Below are 20,135 nucleotides of genomic sequence, written 5' to 3'. Positions count from 1 at the left end.
CAATGCGTGCAACACGTGACGGTAATATCGGATATAATAAAAAATATTTTAACAAAAATTTGATGTATATCAAGGATGCAGTTCTGCCGCCTTGATAGGCGGTATCAAATGAAACTGCCCGGTTGCTTCTCCCTACAAGGTTTAAGGCGCGGCGTTCTTGTATTCTGCGTCGGGTCAGGTCTGACCGTTGGTGCGGGAGATGTCGCCTATGCTGAGGACGATGACGATTTGGCAGCCATTAAGGCGCAGATCCGTCAGTTGGAGGGGCGAGTTTTGGCGATTGAAAACCGCCGACATGAACGACTGTCGCAAGAAAGGGGACGGCTGCCCTCGCCCGAGCGAAACGTCCGCTCGTCATCAGGAGCGAAGGCTGCCTCGTCTCGGATGGTCACGAGAAACATGACAGCATCCAAGTCGGATATTGCGTTTCATGATGAGCAGAAACCAGTCCCATTTTTCCATATGGGTGCTTCTTTCCCGACGGGAATGAACTCGAGACAGCCAGCGTCTGCCCCTGAAAAGCAGGGCATGGATCTCAGTTCGTCCAGTCCCCTGGCCATTACCCAGACTGACGTGGATCGTTTGCCGCCCGTGTTCAGTATCGGAAACATTTCAGTCAAGATTGGTGGTTTTCTGGAGCTTTCAAATATCTGGCGCGACTCGAACATGACCAGTGGTCCTGCCACCGCGTGGAATAATTTTCCCTACGCTAACAGCCCCAACCACGGATTGAGCGAAGAGCGTCTTTCGTCCCAGCTCAGCCGTCTTTCCACCCTGCTCGAAGCGAACCCCACTCCTTCCACGCGCCTGCAAGCCTATATTGAGTCCGATTTCGGAGGGGCGGGTGGAACGACCAACAGCGTGCAGGTCAATGGCTATACACCGCGTCTGCGGCAGGGCTACTTCACATTTACGCAGAATGACTGGGGCTTTCACCTGCTGATGGGGCAGGCCTGGAGCCTGACGACCGCGTATGCGAAAGGCGTTCTGCCCAGAAGCGAGCAACTCCCCGCCGTCACCGATAATAACCAGATCCCCGGCATTACATTCACCCGCGTGCCCCAGATCCGGATCGGTAAGGACTGGGGGCAGAAATACTGGCTCGCTCTCTCCATTGAGGATCCGCAGGCAACAGTTGCCTATTCCTCCTCCATGACGTCCGGCGGCAGGTTGCCAGCCGTGGGCGCCGAGAGCGAAGGGCCGCGTGTTTATTATTCCAATAGCGGTGGTGTCCTGCTCAATCCCGAGACACAGTACACGGACAATCCGGTTCCAGATATCGTTCTGAAGGGTGCTGTGGATACGTCCAGCGGCCATTACGAGGTTTTTGGGCTTGCGCGCTGGTTTCGCTCCGTCATCCAGTCTCCCGGGGCGAGCCATACTCATAAGGACACACAATTCGGTGGTGGTGTCGGGGGCGCCATGACTGTTCCGCTAGGCACGCCCAAGCTCCAGCTCGCGGGGAATATCATCGCAGGTGAAGGTATCGGTCGTTACGGGCCTTCGCTTTTGCCGGACACCACCTTCAACAGTCGTGGGCAGCTCACACCGATTCCCGAGTTGCGTGGGGCGTTGGGGCTGATCGGACATCCCGATAAATCCGTGCTGCTGTATGCCTATGGGGGTGTAGAGACAGCCGGGCGTCGCCGCTATACGGCGGCCGATGGCCACCAGTATGGTTATGGTGTTTCCGACCAGAACCTTGGCGGTTGCGACGTCGAATTCGGGACCTGCAACGCGCAGACGCGGACACTGGCCTCGTTTACAACGGGCGGGTGGTGGCATTTCCTTGACGGCCAGTGGGGCAGCGTCATGGGCGGCGTCCAGTATACCTATATCCGGAAATTTGCCTTTCGGGGCAATGACGGCATGGGCAACAGTGTCTACCCGACGACATCGGGTAATACAGTCTATGTCACATTCCGATATCTTCCCTTTCAGTAATAGAAATCTATACGCAATACCGGAGAGCCCAGCATGTCTTATACAGTAGGCGCCTATCTGGCAGAACGCTTCGCGCAGATCGGACTGAAGCATCACTTCGCCGTGGCGGGTGATTACAATCTCGTTCTACTCGACCAGCTTCTGAAGAACAGAGAGTGTGAGCAGGTTTACTGCTCCAATGAACTGAACTGCGGTTTTTCGGCGGAAGGATATGCGCGGGCCAATGGCGCGGCGGCGGCGGTTGTTACGTTCAGCGTCGGCGCCCTCTCCGCGCTGAATGCCATTGGCGGGGCCTATGCGGAAAACCTGCCGGTCATTCTGGTTTCGGGTGCGCCCAACTCCAACGATCACGGCAGCGGTCATATCCTGCATCATACGATCGGCACCACCGATTATGGGTATCAGCTCCGCATCGCAAAAGAGCTTACCTGCGCCGCAGTTTCCATCACCTCCGCAGAGGATGCACCCGAAAAGATCGACTACGTTATCCGGACGGCGCTGCGGGAGAAGAAGCCGGCCTATATCGAGATTGCGTGCAACGTGTCAGGACAGCCCTGCCGTGCGCCCGGGCCGATCAGCGCCGTCGTCGCCGAGGCGCCATCCGACGCGGATACGCTCCAGGCGGCCGTGAAGGCCGTAGCGGAGTTCATCGAAAAAAAGGAGAAGCCGGTCATCCTGATTGGCAGCAAGCTGCGTGCGGCGGGCGCGGAGGAGGCCGCTATTCGTCTGGCGGATGCTCTTGGCTGCAGTGTCGCCACCATGGGCGCGGCCAAGAGCTTCTTCCCCGAGGATCATCCCGGATACATCGGCACATTCTGGGGAAGCGCCAGTTCGCCCAAGGTGAATGACGTCTTCAACTGGGCCGACGGCGTTCTGGCGCTTGCCTGTATTTTCAATGATTACTCCACCGAGGGCTGGACCGAGTGGCCGAAGGGCGCGAACGTGGTGAACGCGGACAAGGAGGTGACGAAGGTCGCTGATCTGGCTTTTGACTCCATCCATCTGCGCGATCTTCTGGACGGTGTGGCGAAGCAGTTTGCCGGGAAGACGAAGAAAGACGCGACGATGGTCGAATACCGCCGTATCGGCGGCGGCGTCGCGGAAAATACCATGGAAGCACCGGCAAAGGGCGGCAAGCTCACCCGTGAGCACATACAGCGCACGCTGCAATCCATTGTGACGTCAGAAACGACGATCTTCGGCGAGACGGGTGACTCGTGGTTCAACGTGGCCCGCACGAAACTGCCCCGGGGCGCTCGCGTGGAATACGAAATGCAGTGGGGCCATATTGGCTGGTCGGTGCCTGCCATGTTCGGCTACGCTGTCGCCACGCCGGAGCGCCGTAATATCTTGATGGTCGGGGATGGTTCATTCCAGCTCACTGCGCAGGAAGTCGGGCAGATGGTGCGGCGCAAGCTGCCGGTCATCATCTTTCTGATCAACAATGCCGGTTACACGATCGAGGTGGAAATTCACGACGGTCCCTACAATAATATCAAAAATTGGGACTATGCGGCCGTCGTCGAGGGGTTCAATGCCGAGGACGGCAAGGGAAAAGGTCTGCGCGCGACCACGATCGGCGAGCTGGACGAGGCCGTGGAAACGGCGCTGGCGCATAAGGACGGTCCGGTTCTGATTGAATGTGTCATTCCGCGTGATGACTGCACCAGCGAACTGATCTCGTGGGGGCGGCACGTGGCCACGGCCAACGCCCGTCCGCCAGCGCACTAAACATTATTCCGCGTAAGGGGTGGCCTGCGGGCTCCCCGTTCGTCTGAATATTCTTGCCGTTCTGGAGCTTCCATGCCGCCTGCACCTGCATCTGCGCCTGTTTTTTCCGCGTCGGCGGCAGGGGGCGCGCCATCCGCGCCGACCCAGCCCCAGAAACTCCAGCCACTCTATGTTCTGGCGTGGTTCCTCTGCGCGCTGTTCTATTTCTATCAATATGCCATCCGTTCGGCCCCGGGCATCATGCAGCATGAGCTGACGGCCGCATGGGGTAGCAGTCATCTGGGTCTGATGATTGCGTCTTACTATATCGTCTATGCGCTGATGGCGCTGGTCGTCGGTGTGCTGCTCGACCGGTATGGCGCCCACGCCATTTTTCCCAGCTTTATTGTTATTACGGCTGTCGGTTGCCTGATTTTCGCCCAAGGGAGTGCCGTGGCGGGTGTCGGGGGCTATGTCATTCAGGCCATTGGCGCGATCTGCGCTTTTGTGGGGTCTTCCTATGTCGCGGCCCGGTATCTGCCGGCCCGCACGCTTGCGCTGTTCGTGGGATTGACGCAGTGCCTCGGCATGGCAGGCGCGGCGTTCGGCTCAAAGCCCACGCGCATGCTCATTGATCCCAATGGTTCGTTCCATGTTTCCTGGGAGCATATTTGGCTTGGTTTCGGCGTCATCGGTTTGATTTTGGCCGTCGCCGTGTGGTTCATTATGCCTCGTGATCAGGGGGACAGCGCACATCATCACGGCGACTTCACGCTGACCAATCTATTGAAGCCATTCAAGGTTATTTTCTTCAACCCGCAAAGCTGGATCGCGGGCCTGATCGGCGGGTTGCTGTTCGTGCCGACCACCATTGGCGCGCTTGGCTGGGGGGCGTCGATGCTGAGCGGTGGTGAACATACCAGCATGGCGTTTGCAGCTTCGGACGTGTCGATGGTGCCCATCGGCTGGGTAATCGGTTGCCCGCTGCTGGGGTGGATATCCGACAAGATCGGACGTCGCAAACCTGTGCTGATCGGTGGCGCGGTGGTTCTTCTGGCTGCCAGCCTGTCTGCCCTGTATGTTCCTGTTGGCGTCATGCCGAAATACATGGTGGCGCTAGTCATGGGTGTTGCTTCTGGCGCTGCGATGATTCCCTTCTCATCCATGAAGGAGGCCAATCCGCCCGAGGTCAAGGGAACGGCAGCAGGGGTTATGAACTTCCTCGTGTTCGGCACGACGGGCGTGATGTCGCCACTGGTCTCGGCCCTGATGCACAAGGGCGCGGACCTTTCGATGACGGATTATCGGCACGCCTTCATGCCGTTGATCATCGGCATCGTCATCGCGATCGCCCTTTCATTTCCGCTGCGCGAAACAGGCTGGGCTGTACAAAAGATCGAGTGAAGATTTGTATAATCCGAGAAATCTATCATTGCCTTTTCGTCGTATCGTGAAACTCTCCTGCCTTCGCCCTTAGATGACTGCTGACAACGAATGTCGGCATCGGTTAGATTATGTCCCCGCAATACCCGATACCGACACTCCCGAAGCCCTGGCTCCGGGAGTGTTCGTGTTTTTGGCCCCCTGATCGCGTGAGGCCGCGAAATCCAGCAGGTTTCCGAGCTCGCCATGGAGCGTAGCGTGCATTTCGCCTCGGCCCTTGCCGGGATGAAGCACGATCTTCTCGATCAGGGCACGGATGGCCTCGGAGGCTTCCTGCCGGTCCTCGGGATGGTTCAGGGTCTCAGCCAGGCGCTCGACCTTCTGTTTGAAGATCGCCGCGACATTGGGATGGATATCCGGCACGTCCTGCGGCCGGGCGGCGAGCAGGGCGACCAGTTCATCCTCGCGGGCTTCCATCTCACGCATGCGCTCGACCATGCCGCGCGTGTAGCCGCCATCCTCGATGACCTGGAGCATCTGTTTCAGCCCCTTGCGTAGCTTGGTGAGTTCCGCATGCCATCCCGCCGTGCTGGCGCGGCGTTCATGGTTGGCGCGGTTCGTTTCTTCCACATAGGCGCGCATCGCCTCGGCTGCTGCTTCCGGCGTCATCAGCCGGTCTTTCAGACCGGACAGCATCCGCTCTTCCAGTTGCTCCCGGCGAATGGTGGCTTTGTTGGTGCAGGACCGGTTGCTCATATGGGTGGAACAGGCGAAGCGATCGCCGCCCCGGATCGAGCAGGGGCCACCGCAGACGCCACAGAACACCAGACCGGAAAGCAGGGATTTCGGGCGGCGCTGTCCGTTCAGCCTGCTGTTGGATGCCCGGATGCCCGCGCTGATGTTCGCCCCCTTCTCGGCAATTCTGGCCTGCCGGGCACGGACAGCCTGCCACAGGTCATCATCCATGATCCGCAGTTCCGGCACCTCGGTAATGATCCATTCCGATTGCGGGTTCAGCCGCGAGACGCGCTTGCCCGTCTGCGGGTCTTTCAGATAGCGCAGCCGGTTCCAGACCAGACGTCCGATATACAATTCGTTATTGAGGATGCCGGTCCCGCGCAGGGCGTTGCCACGCAGGGTGGTGTTGTTCCATTTGCCGCCCGTGGGGCTGGGGATGCCTTCATCGTTCAGGCGGCTGGCGATGGACAGCGGGCTGCGCCCGGTGGCGAACTCGCGAAAGATGCGGCGGACGATTTCCGCCTGTGCGTCGTCAATCTCGCGGTCGCCCCGGATCGGCTCGCCATGCGCATCCAATTGCCGGATGACGCGGTAGCCGTAGCACAGACCACCGCCGGACTTGCCCGCCTCGACCCGCCCGCGCAGGCCGCGATGGGTCTTCATGGCCAGATCCTTGAGGAACAGCGCGTTCATCGTGCCCTTGAGGCCGACATGCAGTTCGCTGATTTCCCCTTCGGCCAGGGTGACGATGGTCACTCCTGCGAATTGCAGCCGCTTGAACAGGGTGGCGACGTCGGCCTGGTCGCGGGAGACCCGGTCCAGCGCCTCGGCCAGCACGATATCGAACTGCCCGGCCTGGGCATCGCGCAGCAGGGTCTGGATGCCGGGACGCAGGATCATGCTGGCTCCGGAGATCGCCGCGTCACGGTAATAATCCACCACCTGCCAGCCCTCGCGCGTGGCGCGTTCTTCGCAGAGACGGAACTGGTCCTCGATCGAGGCCGCCCGCTGGTTGTCCGAGGAATAGCGGGCATAGAGCGCGACACGGGTCATGGCGAAACTCCTGGCAAATGATTTCGTACGGTTTACCTTTTGCGACGTTTACTGCTGGATGGGCTTGTCCGATCGGCTGGCGTCTCCGGGACGCGTCCGGTTGCCGCCGTGTAGATTTCATTATCCTCGCGACGTCCCACCGCGATGACGAAAATAACGATCCGCTGTTCCACAACCTGATAGACGAGGCGGTAGCCGTCCTGGCGCATCTTGATCTTGTAGAATCCGGCGAGATCGCCGTGCAGTTCATTGCCGGGAGAATGCGGGTTCAGAACAAGCTTTTCGAGCTTTTTCTCGAATTTCCTGCGAATACTGCCGTCCAGCCCGTCCCATTCCCGAAGTGCGCGATCATCAAATTCGATCGCGTATTCAGTCATCGGGATGGCGGGCCTTGAGTTCCGCCAGCGTCATGCGGTGGCGGGGGGCGGGATTGGCGAGGCGTTCGCGGACGATTTCGATCAGCCTTGCATCTTCATCGGTTACAAGCCGCCGCTTGACCGGCGGCTGGCCGGTCTCTGCGATATAAGCCAGCGTATCGCGCAGGACATCGGAGAGAGAAAGGCCGTGCGCGGAGAGTTTTGCGACAGCGGCGGATTTGAGGGCGTCATCGACGCGGAACGTCACGGCGGACATGGTTTCCTCCTGTTTGTAGGACAAATGTATTGCATCTGTATAAACAAAGAAAGGAAAAACAGGTGATCCCGACGTGCCTGAAGTTACGCCCTGGTCGGGACACGCCTCACTCATCCGGTTCCTCTCGATTTGGTATGCTCCGGTTCGACGGATCGTTGTCGTTGGCGGCGTCAATCTGACCCAGCCGCCGTTCGAACTCCTCGCGGGCGATCTGGCGTCCCAGCATCCTGGCGAAGATGAACACCAGTTCGTCCATCCGCGCTTTCATCGCCGGATCGGACACGGTTCCCGATGGATTATTATCGTTGGCCGGCGCGATCGGCCCAGTCTTCGTCCTGCGGTCCTTGTCCGTCATCGTCCTGCCCTTTCCGTCCGGAGAGAACCGGAGCATGGAGCATGAAAAACGAATACTTCAAGACAGACGCATTGTAATTCGGAAGCGGGCAAATAGTACTTGTGTCGGCAATTGTCGGCGTCTGCGTACTCTGGCGTATCCGGGAGTAATCCAGCGGACGACAAAAGGAGAACGTTCGGTGATATGATGAATAACTATTAATTATTCTGGTGATTTTGTGAATGAGATGAGGCGTCAGAAGCACAGAATCTTCAGTTGAGCGCCGCATAATTCACGGCGTTGCTACACCTGCTTTTGCCATGGGGCCGGATCGTGACGGGGCAGGCAAACCCCTTCGTTTTCCTGCCCCAAAACGCCGCCTGAAGACCAGGTAAGCCGAGCGCCGTGCTGGGCGTGGCCCAACTTGCATGCGATGCGGTCGCTCGCGTTGGTAGATGTTCCTATCCGTTACGCGAGGCTCTTCATTCCGGAAAGCATGCAAGAGTTTAACGGGTCTTCGCGGCATCACAGACGGCAGGGTTCACCAGCGCCGCCACCAGCCTCTTCGCCAGATGTAGCCGCGAGGAGTCCAGAACCAGCGGCCCGGCTCCCAGACATAGCCTCGGCGTGGCAAGGGCACCATTTCGTAGGGTGGCACCGGTGGTGGGGGGCGAATGATCGTGACGGGAGGTGGTGCAATCACGACAGGCGGAGGTGGCGGCGCGACCACGACTGGTGGTGGAACGACAACTGGTGGTCCAGCATAAATCCACGGCCTGGCCTCCGCCGGAGCCGCACTCAGCATGGTCGCGGCGAAAGCCACGGCCAGAAACTTCCATCTGACGCTATCAGGCATCGTTCTGATCCACTGTGAACACGCGATGATGCTTTATAGCATGATGCTCGTGAAATGGGCATCGGTCCGTCTCACTCGCGAAGACGCGCGGGCACTGAAGACGCGAACGATAGAGGACGCCCAAACCTGCCCTTCTGCATTTTTGATGCGTCTTGACACCATGCATGGAGTTCCCAGATTGAATCTGCTGGCCGCCGAAGGGGTCGGCAGACAGAACTATCAGTTTTGATCTTGTGTCCATGTTGCTCAAAGGAGGATATGGCTATGAGAGCCACCGTTGATTTTGCTCCCCTGTTCCGTTCGAGCGTGGGCTTTGACAGAATGCTCAATTCCCTTGATCTCGCCGGTCGAATTCCGACGGCCGATAACTGGCCACCTTACGATATCATCAAGACCGGTGAGGATGATTACAGCATCGACATGGCGGTTGCCGGACTTGCCGAGAACGACCTAGCGATCACCCAGGAGCGCAATACTCTTGTCGTGACAGGACGAAAGGCACCGGAGCCGCAAAGCGCCGCCGAATATCTCCATCGGGGTATTGCGGGCAGAGAATTCGAACGCCGCTTCGATCTGGCCGAGCATATGAAAGTCACCGATGCGCACTTCGAGAACGGGCTTCTGTCCATTACCCTGAAACGTGAGATACCCGAAGCGATGAAGCCGCGTCGTATCGCGATTACGTCCTCTACGACACGCGCGGAGGAAGCCGTGCCCCAGATCGAGGCGCAGAAAGAGGCAGCCTGATGGCGTGACGAAACCTCTCCCCCGGCCATTCCTCCGGCCGGGGAGAGTCTCGAAAGTTCATGAGCATGAAGAGGATGAAAATATTTCTGTCGTGCGCTGCTCTGGGCTTGTCTCTACTGAGCCAGTCGGACGCACATGCTGCTGATCTTGCCCAGGCGGCTGCAACATCGTTCGATGCGAGGGCGACTGAGGGAACGTCCACAATCCCCAAAACCGGGGCTCGCACTCATTACGAAGACGGCACAGGTGATATGCTGGTCGACAGCTTGAACTCAAGCCAGTTGGATCAGAACTACAAGGGGCCGGTCTATTATCCCGGACAACCCATTCCGCCGTTCCGGCCCATCGACACAGATCATCTGGCACAGTCAGGGCCAGAGACGGCGAAGAAGACGTCCTCATCGCACGGGACGTAGTGGGGATTGAGTAAAGGCGGCGTTATAGACCGCCTTTACCTCGATTCTTCAGGATGAAGACCGTTCAGGCTCACAGCCGGCCGCAGGATTATCTTCGAGATGCGCCTGTTCCCTGGCATCGCGCGCGACACGCGCATCCTGCTCGCAGACCAGCCAGTAGACGACGCCCAGCGCCAGAACAGCCGCCGAGAGAGCGAACAGTTCCATGGCAGTCACATCATGCAGATCCAGCAGGATGAATTTGCGGGCAATCGCCAGGAGGGCGATCAGGACGATGGTCCGCACCCGGATGACGTTCTCATGCTGGGCAAGAACGACCAGCAGGGAGTGTTTGAACTCAAGAGCGATGATAACAGTAAAGATCGCGCCAAAAATCGCCTGGAAGACCGTCTGGTTGATCGGATCGATTCCGACATCGACGACCAGATGCCATACCGCGCCGATCTGATGAATCGTCGCGATGGCGGTGACCAGCATGATGAGCGCAATCAGGGTCAGAATGACCGCCTGTTCAAAACGCTCGTAGAATGTCAGGCCCCTGAACAGCTTGATGAAACGAGACCAGTCCCTGCTCTGCCAGGAACGTTTCATGGAGAGGTCTTCCATAGCCGTTTTCCCATCTATTAATTGAGTTATAGTTCCCACGTCCTGGGTCTGATTTTTCTTTCCGTGATGGAGAATACCCCATGCAGGATACGTTACAGATCATGGGCGCTCACCGCCCGTTCGAACCGCCTCCGCTTCCTTCTCCGGAGAAGGAACAGCGCCCGCGTCCGGCGCCTGACGAAGAAGAGCCACCAATTGATCCGGACAAGGAAGGACTGGTCGAACCGCTCGATCCCTCGGATGTGGATGCGGATCCCCATGCGGATTGAATCAGTCTCCGGAAGGGCTCGTGGCCCTTCCGGCGCACATCCGGGTCAGAGCCGGTGCCAGCGTGGCAGACGACAGGACAATATTCTGGCATGATCTCGCACGGCCTTTGGCAAGGCCGATGTCAGCTGGTTTTCGAGGTCTCCCAACGACGTACCCAGGGCCTTGGCCATGTGCGTGCGGTCAGCGACAGGCAGGAGTTTTCGGACCACGGCGACGGTCGTCGCTTCCGGGTCTGGCGCGGTTCTCCAGCGAGAAACCCGATCGTAAATCCGGTGGTCAGCCGCCCGACGCATAAGGCCTTCATATCCATGGTCTTTTTCATGGTCGCCGAGATAGTCGGCCAGCAGGACCGCCAGTTCTGTGCCGATCTGAACGGTCGGAAGCGACATAATTCTGTTCGGCCTGTCCGTGTGAAGAGTCATGATGCAGTCCTCAGGCCGGCCCGCGTGTCGCGCGATATCAGAGCCGTCGCATCCAGAGGGCTGACGCTCAAGCCAGAAACAGTGGCGGTGACGTCGACATGCACGGACCCGAACAGATGCAGGAGGGCGGCCTGAGGCGTATAGGCGCCCTTGACGGCTGCCGAGGTCCGGCCGTCCATAAGGATCGGGTCGACAAGGACCGGGCACCCGGTCTGCCGGCCCAATATCTCGATGGCGCGGGCAAGTGGCATGGATGGAATGTTTACCGGCTGCTTTTCTGTGTCGCACGACAGCACATCATGCGGCGCATCAGCCGATGCCTGCGAGGCCATTCCGACCAGCAGCATGAGGACGAGACCGACAGCGACGTGTGGCCTCCTCTCCCTATGCCGAAGGCACCGAGGTTGCTTGGCCGTCTGTTCCGCTCGCTCCGTCTTTTCCGCGGAGTGCGACCAAACTGGCCGCATGGTCCCCCGTGAACGGGGCACGGGGGGATGGTTATTCCAATAGTCCTGAAGCGCCTTCAGGTTGAGAAAATGGATAAAACTCGACATCTCCCTGTTCTCGCTGCTTTTGACGTCATCTTCAGAAACGCGGGATCTCCGATGGAAGGCCCCGTTCCACCCTCTCATTCCTGCGGTCGTTCCAAGGAAGACGGCGTTTCCGCCCGGAGAAGGCGTTTCTAATCTACCGGGCGCGGTCGGTGCCTTACGCGGCGACCGAAACTGGCGGTGCGGCTCTTGCCCGTAGGGGGAGACGGAACGCGAGATCAGACGCCAGGGGATCACACCCGGCAGCTGCGATCGCGCCCGTCTGGACCAGACGTTCCAGCGTGGCGCGAAGTCTGATCCCCGGTATACCGGTATGGGCCACCAGTGACGTTAACGTCACACCACGTCCGTCATGACCGAGGCGGCGGAGCACGGAGAGCACACGCGGAGCGAGCGGATCGTCTCCGAAAAGGGGGCGCGTCACCATGATACGCCTCCCTCCAGTCGGTTGCGCCATCTCCGGGCGGCTGTGCGCAGGGAGCGGCGATAGCGGGAATAAAGTCCTTTCAGTGTCGACATCCACATCCTCCGATTAAAGCAACATGGACTTCAGTTGTCTGGCTCACAGAGCCTATGCCGGACCCGATGGCGTCCAGCGAAAGCAAGATTGGAAGAGATGCTTGCCTCGTCAAGAGGGCACGAAATGCAGATTCTTTTTCATGAATAATTTTATTACTTGTATTTGTGTTTATTTTCTGTGGCGCGGTTGCGGGCAGAAATTACATGGTTTTTGTTGATTTTCGTTAACCGTCATGGCGATGATCGCAGAAAATCAATATATTTTCCTTCTATGATGGTGGCCCGGGGTTTTCCGGCCACCACCTGTCTTAGAGAGCGCTTCCAGTGCGTCCGTTTGTCGGGACTTCCGTCCGCGTCTCGACGGCGGGCGTCAGAGCCGTGGAACCAGTCTTTTGATCTCCGGGATCGTCAACTGCCATCGGCGCGGGGAGCGTCGCACAGGACTTGCTTCCGATCCGTGACACATGAACGATTGGCGCCGCCTGATCGTTTGATGCGATCGTGATCGTCTGCGTACAGGCGGTGGGTCCACCTGTGCTGACCGCCTCGAAACGCTGCCAAAACATGCTCTGTTTCGGGAGGTCATGACCAACAGCCGGAACGGCGCGCAGGACGCCGTCCAGCCGCGAGCCCAATGTCCGATCGACCGCCTCCATGAGAGCCATATTGCGTGCCATCATGCGATCAACGGCCTCGAACATGTCGATATCAGGCATTGCCGCTGTCGTCGCGATGCCTTGGACCGGGACCAGGATACCGACCTGGTGTCCCCGCGCGTCAACGACGCGCAACGCATCCTGAGCCTGCGCAGGCAGGGCAGCCGCGCTGCAAGCCTGTGTAGCAACAAAGGCGCCAGCCTGAATCATACGAGAAAAATGCATTTTGGAATCCTCCGTGTCTGTTAAGCAGTGTCGGACGACGCGGAAAATATGGAGCGCCAGGAACTAGCCCGCAAGGAGTTAAATGGCGATATCTAGAGACCTTCCGGTGATGAGTACGACGGCCGAAGTAACGTGACTCGAGAAGCATGTGGAACGCTGGCTGCGCTTCGTTCGGCCACTAGCGGATACGATCCTCGACCGTCCGCGGCGCATGGTCAGCTTCGCGAACGGCCGCGTGTTCTCGTTCGTTCGCCAGGCCTCCGACGCGTATGGAACAGTTGAATCGCACATCGACATCATGCGCAGGTGAATCCGGCCGAAGACTACCAGACCGTCCTATGTGTGCGGCCGGGGAGAGGTATTGCTTCACCAGAGTGCAGGGCCGTGCGTCGGGTGATGTCACGTTAACTTAGAGTCGTGCTACACTGATCTGAGGAGCAAGAGGTCAGTGAGTTCCAAACGGCATCGTTTTCAGCGCGAGGTGATCACGCATGCAGTGTGGCTGTATTTCCGCCTTCCCTTGAGCTTTCGACTGATCGAGGAGATGCTGATGGATCGCGGGATCACAGTCTCTTATGAGGCGATCCGCCGCTGGAGCCAGAAATTCGGGTCCGCATTCGCCCGCCTTCTGCGTCGGACGTCAGCCAGACCGGGAGATATCTGCCATCTTGATGAAGTCCGGATCGTGTCCCAGAGCCAGCCGCACTGGCTGTGGCGGGCGGACCACCAAGACGGCTACGTCCTCGACGAAATCCTGCAGATTCGCCGCAATACAAAGGCGGCCCGGCGCCTTTTGACCCGGCTGCTGAAAAAGCAGGTGGCCGTCCCAGGCGCATGGTCATGGACAAACTACTTTCCTTCCTATGCCGCGGCCAGACGCAGACTGATCCTGTCTGTGCGGCATCTGTCGCACAAGGGACTGAATAACCGCGACGAAAATAGCCACCTGCCATTACGAAAACGCGCGGTTATTATTCAAATATTTCGCGACGCGGGCAGTTGTCAGCGTTTTCGTCTCCGTTTTTTCCGCCGTCCGTAATCTGTTCGTCCCACCAGCCTCCCTCAACAACGCCGTCTCACGACAGATCCAGCGTCTTCGCGCCTTTGCCCACGGGAACTGCGCCACCGCACTGACAGCCTGAACCCGACACCTCCACGCATAACTCACACAGAAAAAGCTAACGTGACATCACCTATCGAGGGTCAAATTTCAAAGCCGATAGAAAAAGCTCGAGCTTAAATCACATATCGCATCATTGGGAAGTTCGCTCATTCGGAAATCGTCACTACGTCCTGCCTGGCAGATATAACTCTCAGCGCAGCATTGCCGATTTTGGAGCCAATCTTTGCGCTTGCGGTTATGCCCTGTATAAAGGGACGATCATGCATAAGATACGGCAGGGCTCCTAACGCAATGCGGCCTGATGCAGCGCCTAGACCTTTCAGAAAATAGTCCTCGTCCACGATGGGGCGACTTTCCCCCGCGGCCAGCAATTGCCTGCGGAGCCTGCCAAACGGCAGATTTTCGGTCTTGAGCGGCTTCTGGCCCCGCGCGTCGATCAACACCCTGAAAACATGAGTGACGCCGCCAACGTTGACAGTCGTCCCGTCAGGTTTCCGATCCATGGTATAATCAAGCCCGAGTTCCAGCAGGTGAATAATTCCTGACCTTTGTAATGCGAGCAGTCTGCGGATCGATTCCGAAGGGATCGCCGAATAGTTGTCCACAAACACTCTGGCAAGCCCTACATCGAAACGGCGACGATCTGAGTCTGTCAACAGCGGCACCACGTCCTGCACTGCTTCATGGAGACGTAGAATCGCGTAACGCCAATTAACTGTCCGGCCCTCGCGTTTGTTGCACTCCACTTCCTTCAGATTGTAAGCCGACCATCGGAAAGCGTCATGGCTATGACGATCTTCAAAATAGGCATCGGCAAAGCTGTCAGCATCAAGGTTTCGCAGTCCGATGCGCGCGCTCCAGTGTGGATCAACAGCTTTGATTTCCCTCGCCATGAGCGTAAAGACACGGTCGAGCAAGCCGTCCGGTCCGTCAGCAGTCGCATGCGAAATGGCAGCAGGCGTCGCGATCTGCAAAGGTTCATAGGGAATGGGACAATAGAAGTCGGCCTCGGGCAGGATACCGGAGCGCGACATCAGCGTGATCGAGAGCGTCTGACTCCGTTCGTCAGCCTCGAACCGCAACGCATCGTCCGCCTCTTCGACAAAACGACCATGCTGAATCGCTACAGCCATCGCCGCGTCTATAGCGCTGAGAGAGGTTCCGATAATGCCGACCTTGCAGGCGGGGATATGGGCATCAAGGAGGCCTGACCATGGGCTGGGGAAAAAAGAGCGGGTTGCCTGGTCTTCATCAGGCCAGACATGCCCAGTCGCGACAATTGCAAGATCGAAACATACGGGAGCCTCGTGGCACTCCGCCCACAGTCTGACTTCGTGCTCCCGCTCTTCCAGATCGGTTACCTGGCAGGACTCGTTTACGGTAATCTGGAATCCGGCCTCCTTGCCTCGCTGGACCAGCGCCAGAAACTGATCCCGAAAATACTCGCCGAGCAGGATACGCGGCAGAAACTGACGTTCGTCCAATTCAGCCATATCGACATTATAACGTGCCAGCCGGACGGCGCTCTGTCGACGCAACCAGTCGAGATATGTGCATGTCAGTGGCGGTATTTCGATACTCGCAATATTGGCGAGCATAAGATGGAGATTTTCCTCATCACTATAGGGCATACCGACCCCTGCCTCTAACGCCTGCTCATAGATGACGATTTCAAATGGAATATCTGCTTTCAGGAGCGAGAAAAAGGTGTAAAGTCCGGTTGGACCCGCACCGATGATTGCGACCCTTTTCAATGAGCGGCTTTCCGGCATGCGATCAATCCTTGAGACTGATCTTTGCTTCGATCGTCGCCGTGGCTTTTTCCTCCTTCTTCCGGCGATTGAAGACGCGGAGCATGTAGCGGACGTCAGTGAGCCGCAGGTGTTTTTCAGCCGCAACGAACTGTTCCTGTTCCTCTTCCCGGATATGGTGCAGATATTCTTCCTTAAGCCCCGCGAAGCGGCGCAGCCACGCGGAAGAGGTCATGTCCCGCGCGGCCAGGTCGGCGAGCATATCCTCTATCTCCTTATGTTCGGCGATCGCATGACGAGCGTCCTCCATGGTAACCGGGTCGCGCAGCACCGTGGACCAGAGCGCCTGATCCTCAGCCGCGGCGTGGGATTTAACCTCCTTCACCAGCTCTTCAAACAGCTTCTGACGGTCTGTGGAGCTTCCTTCAGTTTCCTCGATCATAGCCAGAAGAGCGCGGTGCAGGTCATGGTCCTCGACCAGACGGCCAAAAAGGTCCGGGTTTCCTCGGAATTTAGTTCGTGGTGTGCTGCCGATACGTGCACTAAGATCTGGAGCAAGCGACTTCGCATGTGCCACGGCCTTGGCATTGGAGATGGAGTTACGCTTCGATTCCGGGCGTGTTGTGGTCCGATTTGTCACGTCCAAAGCTCCTGTTCAGGCAAGATCGCGGACTTTTGCTTCACGCGCCCAGTGCCGCCTGACGCCAACCTTCCTGAACTCTTCAACGGGAACAACGCCATCGTCCTTTTCGACGTTCGCCTTGTCGAGAAGGATCTGTGTCCCCTTGCAATGCGCGATCGTCTTACAATGCGCATAGGCATCCATGAACCACTGGATAGCCGCACTGTCCTTCGTCAGTTTTTTCGCCGCTTCGGGCATCAGGATCGAAGCGACGGCGTCGAACAGCACGGATGGCGATCCGGCGAGTTGACCATCGGCCTTGAGCACGCCTCCCTTGACCTCGATGCCGCCCACTTTCGGTGCAACGAGGAAGGCAGTGCCGCCCTCTTTCTCAATCTCGCTCTTGAGCGTTTCAACGGTGGCCTTGTCCGATCCCTCTGCAAAGAGGATTCCGACCTTGCGGCCTTTGAGAAGGTTCTTTGCCTGTTTCTGAATGGACAGAGCGTCGGAAGATGGCATGTCGAACGGCGCCTTGGCTGCCGAAGCCTTTTCCGGCAGTTCGATGGCAAGGTCGTCCGAAACTCTCTGCGCCAGTGCTTCATCAATGTTACGCAGTCGCGAGATAACGCGCGACCGGACATTATCAAGCTGCACCTTAGAAAGTTCGAACACCAGAGCCGAGGCGATATGAGCCTGCTCGTTCGCCGTTTGCGAACGATAGAAGAGCCTAGCCTGACTATAATGGTCGGCAAAGCGCTCGGAGCGGATACGCAGTTTCCGCCCGCCGTCATTGCGTTCATCATTGGCAGTGAAAGTCGTGAAACCCGTTTCAGGGCAGGCGCGCGGCCCTGCCTTCTCGCCGGCTTCGTCCAGACTGTTCGGCTCATAATTGGCGCGACCTGTCGGCACGCGGGTCTGCATCATCCCGTCGCGCTGAAAATTATGGAAGGGGCATTTGGGGGCATTGACCGGAATCTGATGGAAATTTGTCGTCCCCGAACGAGATTTCTGTGTATCGAGATAGGAGAACAGGCGTCCCTGCAGCAGCGGATCATTGGTGAAGTCGATACCCGGAACGACATTGGTCGGCAGGAACGCGACCTGTTCAGTTTCGGCAAAGAAATTGTCCACGTTGCGGTTAAGCGTCATGCGTCCGATGACGATGACGGGAATCTCTTCCTCTGGGATCAGCTTGGTGGCATCGAGCACATCATAAGGCTGCTTTTCGGCCCACTCATCGGTGAAGAGCTGAATCCCGAGATCCCACTGGGGATAGTCACCCGCATCAATGGCCTCGAACAGATCCCGCCGATGGAAATCGGGGTCCGTTCCCGCAATTTTGACAGCTTCATCCCAGGTTGTCGATTCGATTCCTAGAACCGGCTTCCAGTGAAACTTGACGAAATGATGATCGCCTTTTTCATTGACCATCCGGAAGCTGTGGACGCCGAACCCTTCCATCATCCGAAGCGAGCGGGGGACCGCCCGGTCCGACATCGCCCACAAGACCATGTGCATGGATTCAGGCATGAGACTGATAAAATCTCAGAACGTGTCATGCGCGGAAGCGGCTTGCGGGTATCCGCGATCTGCTTCCATCTTCACGCTGTGGATGAGGTCGGGGAACTTAATGGCGTCCTGGATAAAGAAGACCGGGATGTTGTTTCCGACCAGATCCCAGTTTCCGCTGTCGGTGTAGAGCTTTACCGCAAACCCCCGCACGTCGCGTGGCGTATCGATCGACCCTGCTCCCCCGGCTACGGTCGAGAACCGTGCGAATACAGGACAGCTTGCGCCTGCCTTCTGGAAGATCGACGCTCTGGTCAATTCCGGGATAGCCCGCGTGCACTCGAATACCCCGTGAGCGCCGGACCCGCGCGCGTGCACGATGCGTTCCGGAATGCGCTCATGGTCGAAATGGAAAATCTTTTCCCGCAAAAAGAAATCTTCCAGAAGCGTGGGACCGCCTTCGCCCGCCCGAAGACTGTTCTGGTTGTCGGCGACAGTATGGCCGAAATTGTCGGTCAGCCCGGCCGGGCCAGCGCCCATAGGGCTGTTCTGATGAAGCTCGCCCCCTGAGCCGATGGCCATTTCCTTAGTGAGCTTGCGTCTTTTGGACGAAGGGCCGCCATTTGAACCCGGTGGGTTTTGCTGGGTCTTCGCTTTAGCCATCATGCCGCCCTCAATTTTCGCTCGGATGCGATCTCATGTTACACAAGTGATGTTCGTTCACCATGACCTTTCGCCGTCAACAGCCCAGAACGCGATATGCAGCCGTAAGTTCCCGTTACCGAGTACAACTCTCAGTAACGCTCTCTTCCGTCACATCCACTGTATCCGGTGTCTCGCCAACTGGAATGAGACGACGGGTTTCCCCACCTGAAAAGTCCCTCAAGTGTCTTCTAGAGCAGTTCCACTGGACCCTGAATCGAGAGGTGACACTGTAGGCGTCTTGTGATTCACCGCTTTCATTGATGGAGACGGTGATGGCACGGGCGTTGAGCGATGATCTTTGGAAGCGGTTTCTGGAGGCTGGATTTTCGGGAGGCTCGGCCCGCTCGATTGCGGCGCGGTTTGGTGTTGGGATTTCGACGGCGATCCGCTGGTTGCGTCGGGAAAGTGAGAGCGGCGAGCGGACCCCCGTCGCCAGGGCAAACCGCGCGGATCACGGCTGGACGCGTATGAAGCGTTCATTGCCGGAATGATCGAAGCGCAGAGAGACATCACGCTTCACGAAATGATGGCGCGTCTGGAAAGTGAACGGGCCGTCGGGATCGGCCGCAGCATGCTCAATCGCTGGCTGCGGCAACACGGATGGACATTCAAAAAAAGACCGCTCATGCACTGGAGCAGGAGCGTGAAGACGTCCTGAAGCGACGACAGGACTGGTTTGATCTCCAGCCTGACCTTGCTCCGCAGCGTTTGGTGTTCATTGACGAAACCAGCCTCTCCACGAAGATGGCCCGTCTGCGCGGGCGTGTCTTGCGCAGGGAACGTTGCCGCGCCGGTGTGCCGCACGGTCATTGGAAAACAACGACTTTCACCGGGGGCTGCGTCTGACAGGCCTGACCGCGCCCTTCGTGCATGATCTTTCAGGTCTATGTCGAACGGGTTCTCATCCCGACACTGAAGCCGGACGATATCGTCGTGATGGACAATCTTCTGGCGCATAAGCTTCCGGCAACACAGAAGGCCATTGAGCAGGCAGGGGCGGAACTGATGTTCCTTCCGCCATACAGCCCAGACTTTAACCCCATCGAAATGGCCTTCTCAAAACTCAAAGCCTTGCTGCGCGTCAAGGCCGAACGAACTGTCGGTGCTCAGTGGGATACCGTCGGCGCGCTGCTTCCGGCTTTCACTCCCAGTTAATGCGCCAGTTTCTTTATAGCCTCTAGATATGAACCAGATTAAAGTGGAAACGCTCTAAAAGACTGGCGACGGGTGGCTACACGATACGACCGCTGCGCTCATACATTCATGTCCGCAATCCACATCGCAGCAACCTTCATCTTCTATCTTAAAGAATGAGTCCTGAGCCAGCACTACAGTTGCATTTTGTGTTGAGTTCTGAATCTA

At 57.9% G+C, this 20,135-nt stretch carries 21 protein-coding genes and 3 pseudogenes; 11 read left to right on the top strand and 13 right to left on the bottom strand.

The window, feature by feature from the left end:
- Window positions 1-108 precede the first annotated feature (108 nt).
- From J2D73_RS10490 to J2D73_RS10480, 3 genes are all read left to right on the top strand, one after another.
- Window positions 109-1,944, top strand: a complete 1,836-nt coding sequence (locus J2D73_RS10490) for a hypothetical protein (RefSeq protein WP_243429850.1) — start codon at window positions 109-111, stop codon at window positions 1,942-1,944.
- 33 nt (window positions 1,945-1,977) lie between these two features.
- Window positions 1,978-3,675: an alpha-keto acid decarboxylase family protein gene (locus J2D73_RS10485; protein WP_207881507.1), complete on the top strand. Its 1,698-nt coding sequence runs from the start codon at window positions 1,978-1,980 to the stop codon at window positions 3,673-3,675.
- A 72-nt stretch (window positions 3,676-3,747) separates the two neighbouring features.
- On the top strand, window positions 3,748-5,058 hold the full coding sequence (locus J2D73_RS10480; RefSeq protein ID WP_207881506.1) for an MFS transporter: 1,311 nt from the start codon (window positions 3,748-3,750) through the stop codon (window positions 5,056-5,058).
- Between the two features lie 108 nt (window positions 5,059-5,166).
- Here J2D73_RS10480 and J2D73_RS10475 read toward each other — a convergent pair whose 3' ends face one another.
- The 5 genes from J2D73_RS10475 to J2D73_RS20780 form a co-directional block, all read right to left on the bottom strand.
- Complete coding sequence (locus J2D73_RS10475; RefSeq protein WP_207881505.1) at window positions 5,167-6,828, bottom strand: recombinase family protein; 1,662 nt, start codon at window positions 6,826-6,828, stop codon at window positions 5,167-5,169.
- A gap of 32 nt (window positions 6,829-6,860) precedes the next feature.
- On the bottom strand, window positions 6,861-7,205 hold the full coding sequence (locus tag J2D73_RS10470) for a type II toxin-antitoxin system RelE family toxin (protein WP_207881504.1): 345 nt from the start codon (window positions 7,203-7,205) through the stop codon (window positions 6,861-6,863).
- Complete coding sequence (locus tag J2D73_RS10465) at window positions 7,198-7,461, bottom strand: type II toxin-antitoxin system RelB/DinJ family antitoxin (RefSeq protein ID WP_207881503.1); 264 nt, start codon at window positions 7,459-7,461, stop codon at window positions 7,198-7,200. Before J2D73_RS10465 ends, J2D73_RS10470 begins: the two co-directional genes overlap by 8 nt.
- A 106-nt stretch (window positions 7,462-7,567) precedes the next feature.
- Window positions 7,568-7,816 carry a hypothetical protein gene (locus J2D73_RS10460; protein ID WP_207881625.1) on the bottom strand — a complete coding sequence of 83 codons (249 nt, stop codon included), beginning with the start codon at window positions 7,814-7,816 and terminating at the stop codon, window positions 7,568-7,570.
- Between the two features lie 520 nt (window positions 7,817-8,336).
- Complete coding sequence (locus J2D73_RS20780) at window positions 8,337-8,438, bottom strand: YXWGXW repeat-containing protein (RefSeq protein ID WP_124296136.1); 102 nt, start codon at window positions 8,436-8,438, stop codon at window positions 8,337-8,339.
- A gap of 160 nt (window positions 8,439-8,598) precedes the next feature.
- Here J2D73_RS20780 and J2D73_RS10450 point away from each other — a divergent pair, with 160 nt between their 5' ends.
- From J2D73_RS10450 to J2D73_RS10440, 3 genes are all read left to right on the top strand, one after another.
- Complete coding sequence (locus tag J2D73_RS10450; RefSeq protein WP_207881502.1) at window positions 8,599-8,880, top strand: hypothetical protein; 282 nt, start codon at window positions 8,599-8,601, stop codon at window positions 8,878-8,880.
- Between the two features lie 35 nt (window positions 8,881-8,915).
- Entirely contained in the window at window positions 8,916-9,398 is a 483-nt protein-coding gene (locus tag J2D73_RS10445) for an Hsp20 family protein (RefSeq protein WP_207881501.1), read from the top strand.
- Window positions 9,399-9,472: 74 nt separating this feature from the next.
- Window positions 9,473-9,814, top strand: coding sequence for a hypothetical protein (locus tag J2D73_RS10440; protein ID WP_207881624.1), 342 nt, complete (start codon window positions 9,473-9,475; stop codon window positions 9,812-9,814).
- 48 nt (window positions 9,815-9,862) lie between these two features.
- Here the strand turns inward: J2D73_RS10440 and J2D73_RS10435 are convergent, their stop codons facing one another.
- Window positions 9,863-10,420: a phosphate-starvation-inducible PsiE family protein gene (locus J2D73_RS10435; protein ID WP_207881500.1), complete on the bottom strand. Its 558-nt coding sequence runs from the start codon at window positions 10,418-10,420 to the stop codon at window positions 9,863-9,865.
- Window positions 10,421-10,500: 80 nt separating this feature from the next.
- Here J2D73_RS10435 and J2D73_RS10430 point away from each other — a divergent pair, with 80 nt between their 5' ends.
- Window positions 10,501-10,689, top strand: coding sequence for a hypothetical protein (locus J2D73_RS10430; RefSeq protein WP_075595868.1), 189 nt, complete (start codon window positions 10,501-10,503; stop codon window positions 10,687-10,689).
- 45 nt (window positions 10,690-10,734) lie between these two features.
- On the opposite strand, the gene J2D73_RS10425 is transcribed toward J2D73_RS10430, so the two are convergent.
- From J2D73_RS10425 to J2D73_RS10410, 4 genes are all read right to left on the bottom strand, one after another.
- Window positions 10,735-11,112 (bottom strand): hypothetical protein, encoded by a 378-nt coding sequence (locus J2D73_RS10425; RefSeq protein WP_042055875.1) that lies wholly within the window; start codon window positions 11,110-11,112, stop codon window positions 10,735-10,737.
- Window positions 11,109-11,459 (bottom strand): hypothetical protein, encoded by a 351-nt coding sequence (locus tag J2D73_RS20775; RefSeq protein WP_243429849.1) that lies wholly within the window; start codon window positions 11,457-11,459, stop codon window positions 11,109-11,111. Before J2D73_RS20775 ends, J2D73_RS10425 begins: the two co-directional genes overlap by 4 nt.
- Window positions 11,460-11,820: 361 nt before the next feature.
- Window positions 11,821-12,090, bottom strand: a complete 270-nt coding sequence (locus tag J2D73_RS10415; RefSeq protein ID WP_207881498.1) for a hypothetical protein — start codon at window positions 12,088-12,090, stop codon at window positions 11,821-11,823.
- Between the two features lie 400 nt (window positions 12,091-12,490).
- Window positions 12,491-13,063: a hypothetical protein gene (locus tag J2D73_RS10410; protein ID WP_207881497.1), complete on the bottom strand. Its 573-nt coding sequence runs from the start codon at window positions 13,061-13,063 to the stop codon at window positions 12,491-12,493.
- A 148-nt stretch (window positions 13,064-13,211) separates the two neighbouring features.
- Between J2D73_RS10410 and J2D73_RS20770 the strand changes: the two genes are divergently transcribed.
- Both J2D73_RS20770 and J2D73_RS10400 read left to right on the top strand, forming a co-directional pair.
- Window positions 13,212-13,373, top strand: coding sequence for a DUF2840 domain-containing protein (locus tag J2D73_RS20770; protein ID WP_341535070.1), 162 nt, complete (start codon window positions 13,212-13,214; stop codon window positions 13,371-13,373).
- Window positions 13,374-13,511: 138 nt separating this feature from the next.
- Window positions 13,512-14,102, top strand: a complete 591-nt coding sequence (locus tag J2D73_RS10400; protein WP_207881496.1) for an IS6 family transposase — start codon at window positions 13,512-13,514, stop codon at window positions 14,100-14,102.
- 230 nt (window positions 14,103-14,332) lie between these two features.
- On the opposite strand, the gene J2D73_RS10395 is transcribed toward J2D73_RS10400, so the two are convergent.
- From J2D73_RS10395 to J2D73_RS10385, 3 genes and pseudogenes are all read right to left on the bottom strand, one after another.
- Window positions 14,333-15,958, bottom strand: coding sequence for an FAD-NAD(P)-binding protein (locus tag J2D73_RS10395; protein WP_207881495.1), 1,626 nt, complete (start codon window positions 15,956-15,958; stop codon window positions 14,333-14,335).
- A gap of 4 nt (window positions 15,959-15,962) precedes the next feature.
- Complete coding sequence (locus tag J2D73_RS10390) at window positions 15,963-16,577, bottom strand: hemerythrin domain-containing protein (RefSeq protein WP_207881494.1); 615 nt, start codon at window positions 16,575-16,577, stop codon at window positions 15,963-15,965.
- Window positions 16,578-16,592: 15 nt separating this feature from the next.
- A pseudogene (locus J2D73_RS10385) lies at window positions 16,593-18,731 on the bottom strand (catalase).
- Window positions 18,732-19,045: 314 nt separating this feature from the next.
- Here J2D73_RS10385 and J2D73_RS10380 point away from each other — a divergent pair.
- A pseudogene (locus J2D73_RS10380) lies at window positions 19,046-19,928 on the top strand (IS630 family transposase).
- Between the two features lie 54 nt (window positions 19,929-19,982).
- Window positions 19,983-20,087, top strand: a pseudogene (locus J2D73_RS10375) (IS5/IS1182 family transposase); the annotation flags it as partial.
- Between the last annotated feature and the right edge of the window lie 48 nt (window positions 20,088-20,135).

The sequence above is a fragment of the Acetobacter sacchari genome, from assembly GCF_017377715.1.
GTDB classification, from domain to species: Bacteria; Pseudomonadota; Alphaproteobacteria; order Acetobacterales; family Acetobacteraceae; genus Acetobacter; species Acetobacter sacchari.
Note: the sequence above shows the minus strand (reverse complement) of the source record. Positions and strands in the feature narration are given on the sequence as shown.